22 protein-coding genes are annotated in these 14764 nt (G+C 66.3%); all 22 read left to right on the top strand.

What is annotated here, in order from left to right; translation table 11 throughout:
- The first annotated feature begins 41 nt into the window (after positions 1–41).
- Complete coding sequence (gene rpoC, locus KSF81_RS20815; protein WP_217380585.1) at positions 42–4199, top strand: DNA-directed RNA polymerase subunit beta'; 4158 nt, start codon at positions 42–44, stop codon at positions 4197–4199.
- A 313-nt stretch (positions 4200–4512) separates the two neighbouring features.
- Positions 4513–4884, top strand: a complete 372-nt coding sequence (gene rpsL, locus KSF81_RS20810) for a 30S ribosomal protein S12 (protein ID WP_217380584.1) — start codon at positions 4513–4515, stop codon at positions 4882–4884.
- Positions 4885–4896: 12 nt separating this feature from the next.
- Positions 4897–5373, top strand: coding sequence for a 30S ribosomal protein S7 (gene rpsG / locus KSF81_RS20805; RefSeq protein WP_217380583.1), 477 nt, complete (start codon positions 4897–4899; stop codon positions 5371–5373).
- Positions 5374–5400: 27 nt separating this feature from the next.
- The gene (gene tuf / locus KSF81_RS20800; RefSeq protein WP_217380582.1) at positions 5401–6588 is read left to right on the top strand and encodes an elongation factor Tu; all 1188 of its coding nucleotides are present in this window, start codon (positions 5401–5403) and stop codon (positions 6586–6588) included.
- An 18-nt stretch (positions 6589–6606) separates the two neighbouring features.
- Positions 6607–6915, top strand: coding sequence for a 30S ribosomal protein S10 (rpsJ, locus tag KSF81_RS20795; protein WP_217380581.1), 309 nt, complete (start codon positions 6607–6609; stop codon positions 6913–6915).
- Positions 6916–6935: 20 nt separating this feature from the next.
- Positions 6936–7622 (top strand): 50S ribosomal protein L3, encoded by a 687-nt coding sequence (gene rplC, locus KSF81_RS20790; protein WP_217380580.1) that lies wholly within the window; start codon positions 6936–6938, stop codon positions 7620–7622.
- A 12-nt stretch (positions 7623–7634) separates the two neighbouring features.
- A complete protein-coding gene (gene rplD, locus KSF81_RS20785; protein WP_217380579.1) occupies positions 7635–8255 on the top strand; it encodes a 50S ribosomal protein L4 in 621 nt (206 codons plus the stop codon).
- Between the two features lie 23 nt (positions 8256–8278).
- A complete protein-coding gene (locus KSF81_RS20780; protein WP_217381796.1) occupies positions 8279–8575 on the top strand; it encodes a 50S ribosomal protein L23 in 297 nt (98 codons plus the stop codon).
- 4 nt (positions 8576–8579) lie between these two features.
- Positions 8580–9416 carry a 50S ribosomal protein L2 gene (rplB, locus tag KSF81_RS20775; protein ID WP_217380578.1) on the top strand — a complete coding sequence of 279 codons (837 nt, stop codon included), beginning with the start codon at positions 8580–8582 and terminating at the stop codon, positions 9414–9416.
- A 6-nt stretch (positions 9417–9422) separates the two neighbouring features.
- Positions 9423–9701: a 30S ribosomal protein S19 gene (gene rpsS / locus KSF81_RS20770; RefSeq protein ID WP_217380577.1), complete on the top strand. Its 279-nt coding sequence runs from the start codon at positions 9423–9425 to the stop codon at positions 9699–9701.
- A gap of 4 nt (positions 9702–9705) precedes the next feature.
- The gene (gene rplV, locus KSF81_RS20765; protein WP_217380576.1) at positions 9706–10107 is read left to right on the top strand and encodes a 50S ribosomal protein L22; all 402 of its coding nucleotides are present in this window, start codon (positions 9706–9708) and stop codon (positions 10105–10107) included.
- Positions 10108–10109: 2 nt separating this feature from the next.
- Positions 10110–10787, top strand: a complete 678-nt coding sequence (rpsC, locus tag KSF81_RS20760) for a 30S ribosomal protein S3 (protein ID WP_217380575.1) — start codon at positions 10110–10112, stop codon at positions 10785–10787.
- Between the two features lie 13 nt (positions 10788–10800).
- Positions 10801–11223 (top strand): 50S ribosomal protein L16, encoded by a 423-nt coding sequence (gene rplP / locus KSF81_RS20755; protein ID WP_217380574.1) that lies wholly within the window; start codon positions 10801–10803, stop codon positions 11221–11223.
- 4 nt (positions 11224–11227) lie between these two features.
- Positions 11228–11443, top strand: coding sequence for a 50S ribosomal protein L29 (gene rpmC, locus KSF81_RS20750; protein ID WP_217380573.1), 216 nt, complete (start codon positions 11228–11230; stop codon positions 11441–11443).
- 14 nt (positions 11444–11457) lie between these two features.
- Positions 11458–11727, top strand: coding sequence for a 30S ribosomal protein S17 (gene rpsQ, locus KSF81_RS20745; protein WP_217380572.1), 270 nt, complete (start codon positions 11458–11460; stop codon positions 11725–11727).
- Between the two features lie 11 nt (positions 11728–11738).
- A complete protein-coding gene (gene rplN / locus KSF81_RS20740; RefSeq protein ID WP_217380571.1) occupies positions 11739–12107 on the top strand; it encodes a 50S ribosomal protein L14 in 369 nt (122 codons plus the stop codon).
- Positions 12108–12109: 2 nt separating this feature from the next.
- Complete coding sequence (rplX, locus tag KSF81_RS20735) at positions 12110–12430, top strand: 50S ribosomal protein L24 (RefSeq protein WP_217380570.1); 321 nt, start codon at positions 12110–12112, stop codon at positions 12428–12430.
- The gene (rplE, locus tag KSF81_RS20730; RefSeq protein WP_217380569.1) at positions 12427–13086 is read left to right on the top strand and encodes a 50S ribosomal protein L5; all 660 of its coding nucleotides are present in this window, start codon (positions 12427–12429) and stop codon (positions 13084–13086) included. The genes rplX and rplE overlap by 4 nt, the downstream gene beginning before the upstream one ends.
- A 56-nt stretch (positions 13087–13142) precedes the next feature.
- Positions 13143–13448, top strand: coding sequence for a 30S ribosomal protein S14 (rpsN, locus tag KSF81_RS20725; protein WP_217381795.1), 306 nt, complete (start codon positions 13143–13145; stop codon positions 13446–13448).
- 10 nt (positions 13449–13458) lie between these two features.
- On the top strand, positions 13459–13857 hold the full coding sequence (rpsH, locus tag KSF81_RS20720; protein WP_217380568.1) for a 30S ribosomal protein S8: 399 nt from the start codon (positions 13459–13461) through the stop codon (positions 13855–13857).
- An 11-nt stretch (positions 13858–13868) separates the two neighbouring features.
- Positions 13869–14402 carry a 50S ribosomal protein L6 gene (rplF, locus tag KSF81_RS20715; protein ID WP_217380567.1) on the top strand — a complete coding sequence of 178 codons (534 nt, stop codon included), beginning with the start codon at positions 13869–13871 and terminating at the stop codon, positions 14400–14402.
- Positions 14402–14764: a 50S ribosomal protein L18 gene (rplR, locus tag KSF81_RS20710; protein WP_217380566.1), complete on the top strand. Its 363-nt coding sequence runs from the start codon at positions 14402–14404 to the stop codon at positions 14762–14764. Before rplF ends, rplR begins: the two co-directional genes overlap by 1 nt.

Here is a 14764-nt window from a genome sequence, read left to right as displayed (position 1 = left end):
GTCCCTGAGGGGACGGCAGGCTGGACCACAAGGAAGGCCGCATGAACGAGCTGATGAAGATCCTGGGTCAGACCGGCCAGGCTCTGACCTTCGACCAGATCAAGATTTCGATCGCCTCGCCGGAGCAGATCCGCTCCTGGTCCTATGGCGAGATCAAGAAGCCGGAGACGATCAACTACCGCACCTTCAAGCCGGAGCGGGACGGGCTGTTCTGCGCCCGGATCTTCGGTCCCATCAAGGACTACGAGTGCCTCTGCGGCAAGTACAAGCGGATGAAATCCCGCGGTATCATCTGCGAGAAATGCGGCGTCGAGGTGACGCTGGCCAAGGTTCGGCGCGAGCGCATGGGCCATATCGAACTGGCCAGCCCGGTCGCGCATATCTGGTTCATGAAGTCGCTGCCCTCCCGCGTCGGGCTCATGGTGGATATGAGCCTGAAGGAGCTGGAGAAGGTTCTCTACTTCGAATCCTATGTCGTGCTAGAGCCCGGCCTGACCGACCTGAAGCTGCACCAGCTTCTGACCGAGGACCAGTACCAGACCAAGATGGACGAGTTCGGCGAGGATGCCTTCACCATCGGCATCGGTGCCGAGGCGGTGAAGCAGATGCTCTCCGGCATCGATTCCGGCAAGGAGGCCGTGCGGCTGCGCGCCGAGCTGAAGGAGACCACCTCCGAGGCGAAGCGCAAGAAGCTGGTCAAGCGGCTGAAGCTGATCGAGGCCTTCGCCGAGAGCGGCGCCAAGCCGGACTGGATGATCCTCGGCGTCGTGCCGGTGATCCCGCCGGAACTGCGGCCGCTGGTGCCGCTGGATGGCGGCCGCTTCGCGACCTCCGACCTGAATGACCTCTATCGCCGCGTCATCAACCGGAACAACCGGCTGAAGCGCCTGATCGAGCTGCGCGCGCCCGACATCATCGTGCGCAACGAAAAGCGCATGCTGCAGGAGGCGGTGGACGCGCTGTTCGACAACGGCCGCCGCGGCCGCGCCATCACGGGCGCCAACAAGCGGCCGCTGAAGTCGCTCTCCGACATGCTGAAGGGCAAGCAGGGCCGGTTCCGCCAGAACCTGCTCGGCAAGCGCGTGGACTATTCGGGGCGCTCGGTCATCGTGGTGGGGCCGGAGCTGAAGCTGCACCAGTGCGGCCTGCCGAAGAAGATGGCGCTCGAGCTGTTCAAGCCCTTCATCTACTCGAAGCTCGAGAAATACGGTCATGCCACCACCATCAAGGCCGCGAAGCGGATGGTGGAGAAGGAGCGGCCGGAGGTCTGGGACATCCTCGAGGAGGTGATCCGCGAGCATCCGGTGCTGCTGAACCGGGCGCCGACCCTGCACCGCCTCGGCATCCAGGCCTTCGAGCCGGTGCTGGTGGAAGGCAAGGCGATCCAGCTGCACCCGCTGGTCTGCACCGCCTTCAACGCCGATTTTGATGGCGACCAGATGGCCGTGCATGTGCCGCTCTCGCTGGAGGCCCAGCTGGAAGCGCGCGTGCTGATGATGTCGACCAACAACATCCTCAGCCCCGCGAACGGCAAGCCGATCATCGTGCCGAGCCAGGACATCGTGCTCGGCCTCTACTATCTCAGCCTGGAGACGCCGGAGTTCCGCGCCACCGACGAGCAGAAGACCCCTGCCTTCTCGGAGATGGGCGAGATCGAGCAGGCGATGGCCACCGGCTCGCTGCAGCTGCACAGCAAGATCCGGCTGCGCCGCAAGGGCATGGACAGCGAGGGCAACCTCATCACCGAAAGGGTGGTGACCACCCCCGGCCGGGCGATGATCTCGCAGCTCATGCCGTTGCACCGGAACCTGCCCTTCAGCCTGATCAACCGGCAATTGACGAAGAAGAACATCTCCGACGTCATCGACGCGGTGTATCGCCACTGCGGCCAGAAGGAGAGCGTGATCTTCGCCGACCGGCTGATGGGGCTCGGCTTCCGCCAGGCCGCCAAGGCCGGCATCTCCTTCGGCAAGGACGACATGATGATCCCGGCCGAGAAGCCGGAGATGATCGCCCGCACCAAGGACGAGGTGAAGGAGTTCGAGCAGCAGTACCTCGACGGCCTGATCACCGCCGGCGAGCGTTACAACAAGGTCGTCGATGCCTGGTCGCGCTGCACCGAGGAGGTGGCCGGCGCGATGATGAAGGAGATCTCCAGGCAGGAGGCCGGGCGCGCCACCAACAGCGTCTGGATGATGTCGCATTCCGGTGCGCGTGGTTCGCCGGCGCAGATGCGTCAGCTTGCCGGCATGCGCGGCCTGATGGCCAAGCCTTCGGGCGAGATCATCGAGCAGCCCATCATCGCCAACTTCAAGGAAGGCCTGTCGGTGCTGGAGTACTTCAACTCCACCCACGGCGCCCGCAAGGGCCTGGCGGATACGGCGCTGAAGACCGCGAATTCCGGCTATCTTACCCGCCGCCTGGTGGATGTGGCGCAGGACTGCATCATCGTCACCAATGACTGCGGCACCAAGCGCGGCATCACGGTGCGGGCGGTGCTGGATGGCGGCGAGGTGGTGTCCTCGCTGTCGGAGCGCATCCTGGGCCGCACGGCGCAGCGCGAGGTCACCGACCCCGCGACGGGCGAGGTCATCATGCCGCGCGACCGGCTGATCGACGAGGTGGATGCCGAACGCATCGAGGCGGCAGGGGTGGAGGAGGTCTATATTCGCTCCGTCCTCACCTGCGATGCCGGGTCGGGCGTCTGCGGCCTCTGCTACGGCCGTGACCTCGCGCGCGGCACGCCGGTCAATGTCGGCGAGGCGGTGGGCGTCATCGCCGCGCAGTCGATCGGCGAGCCGGGCACGCAGCTCACCATGCGCACCTTCCATATCGGCGGCGCGGCGCAGCGTGGCGCCGAGCAGTCGGCGGTGGAAGCGACCTCGGACGGTACGGTGAAAGTCGCCAACCGCAACGTCGTGGCGAATAGCCAGGGCGTTCCGGTGGTGATGAGCCGTAACTGCGAGATCGTGCTCACCGACGCTGCGGGCAGGGAGCGTGCGCGCTACCGCGTGCCCTATGGCGCCAGGCTGCTGACGGATGAGGGCGCGGCGGTCACGCGCGGCCAGAAGCTGGCCGAATGGGACCCCTTCACCCTGCCGATCATCACCGAGCGGTCCGGCACGGTCGAATATGCCGACCTGATCGATGGCGTGAACTTCTTCGAGGAGACGGATCCGGTGACCGGCCTGTCTTCCCGTGTGGTGCGCGAGCCGGTCGAGAAGGCGAAGAACGTAAACCTGCGCCCCCGCGTGCTGCTGAAGAATGGCGCGGAGGCGGTGGCCCAGTACTTCCTGCAACCTGCCTCGGTGCTGAATGTCGAGGCGGGGGCCACGGTCCATGCCGGCGACGTGCTGGCACGCCTGCCACGCGAATCGTCCAAGACCCGTGACATCACCGGCGGTCTGCCGCGAGTCGCGGAATTGTTCGAGGCGCGGCGGCCGAAGGACCACGCGATCATCAGCGAGATCGATGGGCGCGTGGGATTCGGCAAGGACTACAAGGCGAAGCGCCGGGTCGTCGTGGTGCCGGAGCAGCAGGGCGACGAGGCGCCGACCCCGCGGGAATACCTGGTGCCCAAGGGCAAGCACGTCTCGGTGCAGGAAGGCGACTATGTGAAGGCCGGCGATCCGCTGGTCGACGGCCCCCGCGTGCCGCACGACATCCTGCGGGTGCTGGGTGTGGAGGCGCTGGCGAACTACCTGGTGAATGAGATCCAGGACGTCTATCGGCTGCAGGGCGTGAAGATCAACGACAAGCATATTGAAGTGATCGTCCGTCAGATGCTGCAGAAGGTGGAGATCCTGGATCCGGGCGACACCACCTTCCTGATCGGCGAGCAAGTGGACCGGATCGAGTTCGATATCGAGAACGAGAAACGGATTGCCGCCAAGGAGCGTCCGGCGCGCGCGGAGCCGGTCTTGCAGGGCATCACCAAGGCCAGCCTGCAGACCACCTCCTTCATCTCCGCCGCCTCCTTCCAGGAGACGACGCGGGTGCTGACGGAGGCGGCGACGGCAGGCAAGGTCGATACCCTGGCCGGGTTGAAGGAGAACGTGATCGTCGGGCGCCTGATTCCCGCCGGCACGGGCTCCGTCATGAATCGGCTGCGGGCCCTGGCGGCGCAGCGGGACCGCGGCCGCCTGCCGCAGGCCCAGCCTGCCCTGCCGGAGCCTGAGGGCCGCCAGGCGGCCGAATAGGCGGCCTGCGCTGCTTGAGGGGGCCGGGCCCGTAATGGCCCGGCCCTTTTCCTTTCTGGTGCAATGCACCGCTTGACTAAGCCGCCGCTGCCGCGTAGGTAGCCGGCCCTTGGCAAGACTGGGCGCTACGGCGCAGGACTTGCTGAGAGATTGGTCCACAACGCTGCGCTGCCGGCGCCGCTTCCCCAGTAGGGGTGAGCTGAGGCCGGGAGTGGGTCGAGGAGCCTGCAGGGTTCGCGCATTGGCGCGCCCCATGCGGGCGAATTGGCTTTTAGCGGCCGCGGGACGTGCGGACGGTTCACGAAGGGGCGCCATGCCGACCATCAACCAGCTCATCGCCAAGGGGCGGGAGCCCAGGACGAGCCGGAACAAGGTTCCGGCGCTTGAAAGCTGCCCGCAGAAGCGTGGCGTCTGCACGCGCGTCTATACGACCACGCCGAAGAAGCCGAACTCGGCGCTCCGCAAGGTGGCGAAGGTCCGGCTGACCAACGGCTATGAGGTCGTGAGCTACATCCCTGGTGAGGGGCACAATCTGCAGGAGCACTCGGTGGTGCTGATCCGCGGCGGTCGCGTGAAGGATCTGCCGGGCGTGCGCTACCATATCCTCCGTGGCGTGCTGGATACCCAGGGCATCGCGAAGCGTCGTCAGCGCCGTTCGCTCTACGGCGCGAAGCGGCCGAAGTAAGGAGAGGCCGGGATGTCTCGCCGTCATAGCGCCGAAAAGCGCGAAGTGCTGCCTGACCCGAAATTCGGGGACCTCGTGCTCAGCCGTTTCATGAACGTGCTGATGTATGACGGCAAGAAGAGCACTGCCGAGCGCATTGTCTACGCCGCCATGGATACCCTGAAGCGCCGTGCGGGCCCGAGTGGCGATCCGCTGCGCCTGTTCCATGAGGCGATGGACAACGTGAAGCCGGCCGTGGAGGTGCGGAGCCGCCGCGTCGGCGGCGCCACCTACCAGGTTCCGGTCGAGGTGCGGCCCGAGCGCCGCCAGGCCCTGGCGATCCGCTGGCTGATCGAAGCGGCGCGCAAGCGCGGCGAAAACACGATGGAAGAGCGCCTCTCCGGCGAGCTGATGGACGCGGCGAACAACCGCGGCACGGCCGTGAAGAAGCGTGAGGACACCCACCGGATGGCAGAGGCCAACAAGGCCTTCAGCCATTACCGCTGGTAACCGCAGACCCGATCGGGGACGACGACGATGGCGAAGGCGAAGTTTGAGCGGACGAAGCCGCACTGCAACATTGGCACGATCGGGCATGTGGATCATGGCAAGACGTCGCTGACGGCGGCGATCACCAAGGTCCTGGCGAAGGCGGGCGGTGCGACGTTCACGGCCTATGACCAGATCGACAAGGCGCCGGAGGAGAAGGCGCGGGGCATCACGATCTCGACCTCGCATGTCGAGTACGAGACGGCGAAGCGGCACTACGCGCATGTCGACTGCCCGGGTCACGCGGATTATGTGAAGAACATGATCACCGGGGCGGCGCAGATGGACGGCGCGATCCTGGTGGTCTCGGCGGCCGACGGCCCGATGCCGCAGACGCGCGAGCACATCCTGCTGGCGCGGCAGGTGGGCGTGCCGGCGCTGGTGGTGTTCCTGAACAAGACCGACATGGCCGATCCCGATCTGCTGGAGCTGGTCGAGATGGAGGTGCGGGAGCTGCTGAGCGCCTACAAGTTCCCGGGCGACGACATCCCGATCATCCACGGCTCGGCGCTGTGTGCGCTGGAGGACCGCGACCCCGAGAAGGGCGAGCAGGCGGTGCTGAAGCTGATGGAGGCGGTGGACGCCTACATTCCGCAGCCCGAGCGCCCGGTGGACCGCCCCTTCCTGATGCCGATCGAGGACGTGTTCTCGATCTCCGGCCGCGGCACGGTGGTGACGGGCCGGGTCGAGCGCGGCATCATCAAGGTGGGCGAGGAGGTCGAGATCGTCGGGCTGAAGCCGACGGTGAAGACCACGGTGACGGGCGTCGAGATGTTCCGCAAGCTGCTGGACAGCGGCCAGGCGGGGGACAACATCGGGGCGCTGTTGCGCGGCACCAAGCGGGAGGATGTGGAGCGCGGCCAGGTGCTGGCGGCGCCCGGCTCGATCACCCCGCATACCGGGTTCAAGGCGGAAGCCTATGTGCTGACCAAGGAGGAGGGCGGGCGGCATACGCCGTTCTTCACCAACTACCGGCCGCAGTTCTACTTCCGCACCACGGACGTGACCGGGATCGTCAAGCTGCCCGAAGGGGTGGAGATGGTGATGCCGGGCGACAACGTGACGATGGACGTGGAACTGATCGCGCCGATCGCCATGGACGAGGGCCTGCGCTTCGCCATCCGCGAGGGCGGCCGCACCGTCGGCGCCGGCGTCGTCGCAGAGATCGTGAAGTAAGGCGCAGGCCCGCATACCATGGAAAGCCAGAATATCCGCATCCGCCTCAAGGCGTTCGATCACCGCGTGCTCGATGGGAGCACGCGGGAGATCGTCAACACCGCGAAGCGGACCGGCGCCCGGGTGCGCGGGCCTATCCCGCTGCCAACGCAGATCGAGCGCTTCACCGTCAACCGTTCGCCGCATATCGACAAGAAGAGCCGCGAGCAGTTTGAGATTCGCACGCATCGCCGCCTGCTTGATATCGTCGACCCCACTCCGCAGACCGTGGACGCGCTGATGAAGCTCGACCTGGCCGCTGGCGTGGATGTCGAGATCAAGCTCTGAGGTCGGGGGAGTCATCTGTCATGGCCGCCAAAACCGGCCGTACCGGCCTGATCGCCAAGAAGCTGGGCATGACCCGGCTGTTCAACGACGATGGCAGCACGGTCCCCGTGACCGTGCTCCACCTCGATGAGGTGCGGGTAATCGCCCGCCGCTCCGAGGAGAAGGACGGCTACGATGCGCTGCAGCTCGGCATCGGCCGGGCGAAGCCGAAGAATGTCACCAAGGCCAATCGCGGCCATTTCGCGAAGGCCGGGGTCGAGGCGCCACGCAAGCTGGTGGAGTTCCGCGTCGGTGCCGATGCGGTGCTAGAGCCGGGTGCTCGCCTCAGCGCGGCGCATTTCGCGACGGGTCAGAAGGTCGATGTCACCGGGATCTCGCAGGGCAAGGGCTTTGCCGGTGCGATGAAGCGGTGGGATTTCGCAGGGCTGGAGGCGTCACATGGCGTTTCCATCAGCCACCGCAGCCATGGCTCCACCGGCAACCGCCAGGATCCGGGCAAGACCTTCAAGAACAAGAAGATGGCAGGCCATCTCGGCGTGGAGCGTATCACCACGCAGAACCTTGAGATCGCCGGCTGCGATCTTGAGCGTGGCCTGTTGCTGATCAAGGGTGCCGTGCCTGGCTCCAAGGGTGGCTATGTGCTGGTGCGCGACGCGGTGAAGCGTGCGCGCCATGCGGATGCGCCGTTCCCCGCAGCCCTGGCCTGAAGGTAGAGGACGATGCAGGTTCCGGTCATCACGCTGGATAACGGCTCGGCAGGCGAGATCGATCTGCCAGAGGCGCTGTTCGCGGCAGAGCCCCGCTCCGACATCATGGCGCGTGTGGTGCATTGGCAGCTGGCGAAGCGCCGTGCCGGCACGCACAAGGTGAAGGGCATGGGCGAGGTTTCGGGCACGACCAAGAAGCCCTATCGCCAGAAGGGCACGGGCAATGCCCGCCAAGGCTCGTTGCGGGCGCCGCAGTTCCGCACCGGCGGCGTGGTCCACGGCCCCGTCGTGCGCGACCATGGTTACAGCCTGAACAAGAAGGTGCGGCGCCTCGGCCTGATCAGCGCGCTCAGCCAGAAGGCCCGCGATGGCAAGCTGGTGGTGCTGGAGACGGCCGCGGCCGCCAACGACGCGAAGACCGGCCAACTGGCGAAGCAGTTGAAGGCGCTGGGCTGGACCAGCGCGCTGGTCGTCGATGCTTCGGTGGATGAGGGCTTCGGCCGGGTCATTCGCAACCTGCCGCATGTGCAGGTGCTGCCGACCGTCGGCGCGAATGTCTACGACATCCTCAACCATGATGTCCTGGCGCTGACCCGCGCTGGCATCGAGGCGCTGAAGGAGCGGCTGTCGTGAGCGAGACGCAGGCGAAGCCGGTCATCTCCAAGGAACGGATGTACCAGACCGTCCTGTCGCCCCTGGTGACGGAGAAGGCGACGGCGCTGTCCGACAAGAACCAGGTCGTGTTCAAGGTGGCGATCGATGCCACCAAGCCGCAGATCCGGGCGGCCATCGAGGGACTCTTCGGCGTGAAGGTCCTGGCGGTGAACACGCTGGTGATGAAGGGCAAGACCAAGAAATTCCGCGGCCGGAACGGGCGGCGGTCCGATTGGAAGAAGGCCATGGTGCGGCTGGCCGAGGGCCAGAGCATCGACCTGACGACGGGACTCGCGTGACGTCATGGCGCTAAGGAACTTCAATCCGGTCACCCCCAGCCTCCGCGGCACCATCCTGGTGAAGCGGGATGAGCTCTGGAAGGGCAAGCCGGTCAAGCAGTTGACCGAGGGAAAGCACTCCTCGGGCGGCCGCAACAACCACGGCCGCACCACGGTCCGGTTTCGTGGCGGTGGGCACAAGCAGACCTACCGTCATGTCGATTTCAAGCGCCGCGCCAAGCTCGGCGTGTCGGCGCTGGTCGAGCGGCTGGAGTACGACCCGAACCGCACCGCCTGGATCGCGCTGCTGAAGTATCAGGATGGCGAACTCGCCTATATCCTGGCACCGCAGCGGCTGAAGGCCGGCGATAGCGTGTTGGCGGCCGAGCGCGCCGATATCAAGCCGGGCAATGCCATGCCGCTGGCCGGCATTCCGGTCGGCACCATCGTCCACAATGTCGAGCTGAAGCCGGGCGCCGGCGGCAAGGTCGCGCGCGCAGCGGGCACCTATGTGCAGCTGGTCGGCAAGGATGCCGGCTATGCGCAGATCAAGCTCATGTCGGGCGAGGTCCGGACGGTGCGGGCGGAATGCATGGCGACGGTTGGCGCCGTGTCGAACCCAGACAATTCCAACCAGCAGATCGGCAAGGCTGGCCGTTCCCGCTGGCTGGGCCGGCGCCCGCACAACCGCGGCGTCGTGATGAACCCGGTCGACCACCCGCATGGTGGTGGCGAGGGCCGCACCAGCGGTGGCCGCCATCCCGTGACGCCATGGGGCAAGCCGACCAAGGGCGCGAAGACGCGCAACAACAAGCGGACGGACCGGTTGATTGTCCGGCGCCGCCACGCGACGAAGGGCTGACGGGCCATGCCGCGCAGTGTCTGGAAGGGACCGTTCGTTGACGGTTACCTGCTGAACAAGGCGGAAGCCGCCCGGGCTTCCACCCGCAATGAGATCATCAAGATCTGGTCCCGCCGCAGCACCATCCTGCCGCAGTTCGTGGGCCTGACCTTCGGCGTCTACAACGGGAAGAAGTTCATTCCGGTGCAGGTGACCGAGAACATGGTGGGGCACAAGTTCGGCGAGTTCTCGCCGACCCGCACCTTCACCGGTCACTCGTCCGACAAGCGGGCGAAGCGGGGCTGATGCGATGAGCAAGCCGAAGCATGAGCGCACGCTCGCCGAAACCGAGGCGCAGGCCATTACCCGCAATATCCGGGTGAGCCCGCGCAAGCTGAACCTGGTGGCGGCGATGATCCGCGGCAACCGCGTGCAGGAGGCGGTGGCGACGCTGACCTTCAGCAAGCGCCGCATCGCGCAGACCGTGAAGAAGACGCTGGAAAGCGCGATCGCCAATGCCGAGAACAACCATCAGCTCGACGTCGACCAGCTGGTCGTGTCCCGCGCCGAGGTTGGCCGGTCGCAGGTGATGAAGCGCTTCCAGGCCCGTGGCCGCGGTCGGGCCGCGCGGGTGGAGAAGTGGTTCAGCCATCTCAAGATCGTGGTGGCTGAACAGCCGGCCGCGGCGCCGGCGCAGCAGGAGGCCGCGTAACCATGGGTCACAAGGTCAATCCGATTGGCTTCAGGCTCGGCATCAACCGCACCTGGGACAGCCGCTGGTTCGCCGGCGCCGACTATTCCAAGCTGCTGCACGAGGATCTGAAGCTGCGCGAGACGCTGCGCACCCGCCTCAAGGGCGCTGGCGTGAGCCGCGTGGTGATCGAGCGCCCGGCGAAGAAGCCGCGGGTGACGATCCATGCCGCCCGCCCGGGCGTCGTGATCGGCAAGAAGGGCGCGGATATCGAGGTGCTGCGGAAGGACCTGGCGAAGCTCGCCGGGGCCGAGGTCTCGCTGAACATCGTCGAGATCCGCAAGCCCGAGATCGACGCGGTGCTGGTGGCCGAGAACATTGCGCAGCAGTTGGAGCGCCGGGTCGCCTTCCGCCGCGCCATGAAGCGCGCCGTGCAGAGCGCCATGCGGCTCGGGGCCGGCGGCATCCGCATCAACTGCTCCGGCAGGCTGGGCGGCGCCGAGATCGCGCGCATGGAGTGGTACCGCGAGGGCCGGGTGCCGTTGCACACGCTGCGCGCCGATATCGACTACGGCACCGCCACGGCCAAGACGACCTATGGCACCTGCGGCGTGAAGGTCTGGATCTTCAAGGGGGAGATCCTGGCGCACGATCCGCAGGCCCAGGACAAGCGCGCCGCCGAACAGGCGCCGCAGCGCTGAGGGATGGACTGAAATGCTGCAGCCCAAGCGCACCAATTCCCGCAAGGCCCATAAGGGCCGCATCCATGGCTTGGCCAAGGGTGGCTTCTCGCTCAGCTTCGGTGGCTTCGGCCTGAAGGCGCTGGAGCCGGAGCGGGTGACCGCACGCCAGATCGAGGCGGCACGGCGGGCCATCACGCGCGCCATGAAGCGCCAGGGCCGGGTGTGGATCCGCATCTTCCCGGACGTGCCGGTCTCGACCAAGCCGGCCGAGGTCCGCATGGGCTCCGGCAAGGGCGCGCCGGAATACTGGGTGGCCCGCATCAAGCCCGGCAGGGTCATGTTCGAGATCGACGGCGTGTCGCAGGACACGGCGCGGGAAGCGCTGACCCTCGGCGCGGCGAAGCTGCCGATCAGGACCAAGATCGTGGCGCGCCTCGGCGCGTCGGAGGCGTAAGGCCATGACCAAGATCGGCGACATCCGCGTCAAAACGCCGGATGAGCTCCAGGCGCAACTGCTGGACCTCCGCAAGGAGCAGTTCAATCTGCGCTTCCAACGCGCGACCGGCCAGCTCGAGGCGACCGGCCGTATCAAGGTGGTTCGCCGCGACATCGCGCGGATCAAGACAATCATGTCGGAGCGGCAGCGTACCGCTTCGGCGCAACCGAAGGCTTGAGGAGACCAGCGGCGATGCCGAAGCGCGTCCTCACGGGCCGGGTGGTCAGCGACAAGATGGACAAGACGGTCACCGTTCTTGTCGAGCGTCGCGTGATGCATCCGCTCTACAAGAAGTTCATCCGGCGTTCTAAGAAGTATGCCGCGCATGACGAAGCCAACCTGTGCAAGGAAGGCGACGTGGTGCAGATCGAGGAGTGCCCGCCGCTGTCCAAGCGCAAGGCCTGGATGGTGGTGCAGCGGAATGGCGAAGCGCTGTCCGACGCCACCGCGGCGCAGGGCTGAGGGAGGGGTAGATGATCCATCCCGAAAGCAATCTCGACGTCGCCGATAATTCCGGCGCCCGTCGCGTCCAGTGCATCAAGGTGCTGGGTGGCTCGAAGCGGCGGACCGCAAGCGTCGGCGACGTGATCGTCGTTTCCGTGAAGGAGGCGATTCCGCGCGCGAAGGTCAAGAAGGGTGAGGTGCATCGTGCCGTCATCGTCCGCACCTCCTATCCGGTGCGGCGCGTCGATGGCACCGCGATCCGCTTCGACAACAACGCGGCGGTTCTCATCAACAAGCAGGGCGAACCGATCGGCACCCGTATCTTCGGCCCGGTCGTGCGCGAGCTGCGGGCGCGGAAGTACATGAAGATCATCTCGCTGGCGCCGGAGGTCCTCTGACCATGGCGGCGAAGATCCGCAAGGGAGACCGTGTCCAGGTGCTGGCCGGTCGCGACAAGGGCAAGCGTGGCGAGGTGCTGCGCGTGATGCCGACCGAGGACCGCGCGCTGGTCCAGGGCGTGCATGTGGTGAAGCGGCACCAGAAGCCGCGCGGCATGAATGCGCCGGGTGGCATCCAGGAGAAGGAGGCACCGATCCACCTCTCCAACCTGGCGCTGATTGATCCGAAATCCGACAAGCCGACGCGCGTCGGCTTCCGCCTCCTCGAGGACGGGAAGAAGGTGCGCGTGGCGAAGGGTTCCGGCGAGGTGCTTGACGCATGAGCGACTCCCAGAAGAAATCCCAGGCCGCGAAGAAGGGCGAGCCGAAGGAAGAGGCCGCGAAGGTCACTTCCGTCGCGGCCAAGGCCGGTGCTGCTGCGGCGTCGCCCCCGGAGCCGCCGCGCCTGCAACGGCTCTATGCCGAGGTGCTACGGAAGCAGTTGACCGAGGAATTCGGCTACGCGAACCCGATGCAGGTTCCGAAGCTGCAGAAGATCGTCATCAACATGGGTGTCGGCGAGGCTGCGGCGGACCAGAAGAAGCTGGATGCCGCGGTGGCCGACCTGACGGCGATCTCCGGGCAGAAGCCGGTGCGGACCAAGGCCAAGAAGGCGATCGCGGGGTTCAAGATCCGCGAGGGCCAGGCCATTGGCTGTAAGGTGACGCTGCGGAAGGCGCGGATGTACGAGTTCCTGGACCGGCTGGTGACCATCGCCTTGCCGCGGGTCCGGGACTTCCGCGGGATCCCGGGCAACCGGGGCTTCGATGGGCGGGGCAATTTCGCGCTCGGCCTGAAGGAGCAGATCGTATTCCCCGAGATCAATTATGATCGGGTGGATACGGTCCGCGGCATGGACATCCAATTCGTCACCACGGCGAAGACCGACAAGGAAGCCCGGGCGCTGCTCAAGGCTTTCCAGCTTCCTTTCGCCAACTGATCTTGGAAAACCGCCTGGGCACTGGCCTGGGACAGGTTCCGGAGGACAGAGACCGCATGGCCAAGACTTCGGCAGTCGAGAAGAACAAGCGGCGCGAGCGCCTCGCGAAGCTGCATGCCCCGAAGCGCGCTGCGCTGAAGGATGTCGTCATGGACCGCAGCCTTCCGGTGGAAGAGCGGTTCGAGGCGTCGCTGAAGCTCGCGCAACTGCCCCGCAATGGCGCCCGCAACCGCATTCGCCTGCGTTGCGAGCTGACCGGGCGCGCGCGCGGCAATTACCGCAAGTTCAAGCTCAGCCGGAACATGCTGCGGGAGATGGCGAATACCGGCCAGCTTCCCGGCATGACCAAGGCGAGCTGGTAAGGAGGCCCGCATGTCGCTTTCCGATCCGCTCGGGGACATGCTCACCCGCATCCGCAATGCGCAGCGGGCCAGGCAGACGCGTTGCGTCTCGCCGGCCAGCCGGCTGCGCGCGGATGTTCTCGAGGTGCTGAAGCGCGAGGGTTACATCCGCGCTTGGCGCATGGAGGAGCTTCGCCCCGGCATCCGCAACCTTGACATCGAACTCAAGTATTCCGAGGGCGAGCCGGCCATCAAGGAGATCACCCGCATCTCCAAGCCCGGCCGCCGGGTCTACTCGAAGATCAAGGAGTTGCCGAAGTTCTACAACGGGCTCGGCATTTCCATCCTGTCCACGCCCCGCGGCGTGATGAGCGACAATGAGGCCCGCGCTGCCAATGTTGGCGGCGAGGTCCTCTGCCGCGTGTTCTAGGGGAGCGGGCGATGTCGCGCGTCGGCAAGTATCCCGTCACGGTTCCTCAGGGCGTGCAGGTCGCGCTGCAGGGCCGGACCGTGGTGGCGAAAGGCAGGTTGGGCGAGCTTTCGCTCGACCTGACCGAAGATGTTGAGGTGATGATCGAACCCGGGAAAGTCGCGGTCAGCCCGCGCCGGGACGATCGTCGGTCGCGCACCATGTGGGGCACCACGCGGAGCCTGATCAACAGCATGGTTACGGGGGTTTCCACCGGCTTCACGAAGTCGATGGAGATCACCGGCACCGGCTACCGCGCCGCGGTGCAAGGCAAGGACCTGGTCCTGAATCTTGGCTTCAGCCATGAGGTTCGCTACCCGATCCCGCCGGGCATCAAGATCACCTGCGAGCGTCCGACCGCCGTCAAGGTGGAGGGTGCGGACAAGCGCCAGGTGGGCCAGGTTGCCGCCGAGATCCGTGCGTATCGCGGCCCCGAGCCCTACAAGGGCAAGGGCGTGCGCTACGAAAACGAACAGATCCTCCGGAAGGAGGGTAAGAAGAAGTAATGGCCAACAAGCTTGCATTGCAGACGCGCCGCCGCGCCCGCCTGCGTTACCAGTTGCGCATCAAGAGCGCCGGGAGGCCGCGGCTTTCCGTGTTCCGCTCGGGGCGCCACATCTATGCCCAGGTGATCGACGACGCCCAGGGCCGGACCCTGGCCGCCGCCTGCTCGCTGGAGAAGGCGATGCGCGACGATCTGCGGACCGGCGCCGACAAGGATGCCGCCGTCGCTGTCGGCAAGATGGTGGCTGAGCGTGCCCTGGCCGCGGGCGTCACCAAGGTCGTGTTCGATCGCGGGCCCTATCTCTACCATGGCCGGGTGAAAGCCTTGGCGGACGCCGCCCGCGAGGGCGGACTGTCGTTCTGA

It is taken from the genome of Siccirubricoccus sp. G192 (genome assembly GCF_019084075.1).
Lineage (GTDB): Bacteria > Pseudomonadota > Alphaproteobacteria > Acetobacterales > Acetobacteraceae > G192.
The sequence above is the reverse complement of the archived record's forward strand: the minus strand, read 5'-3'. Positions and strand labels throughout refer to the sequence as shown.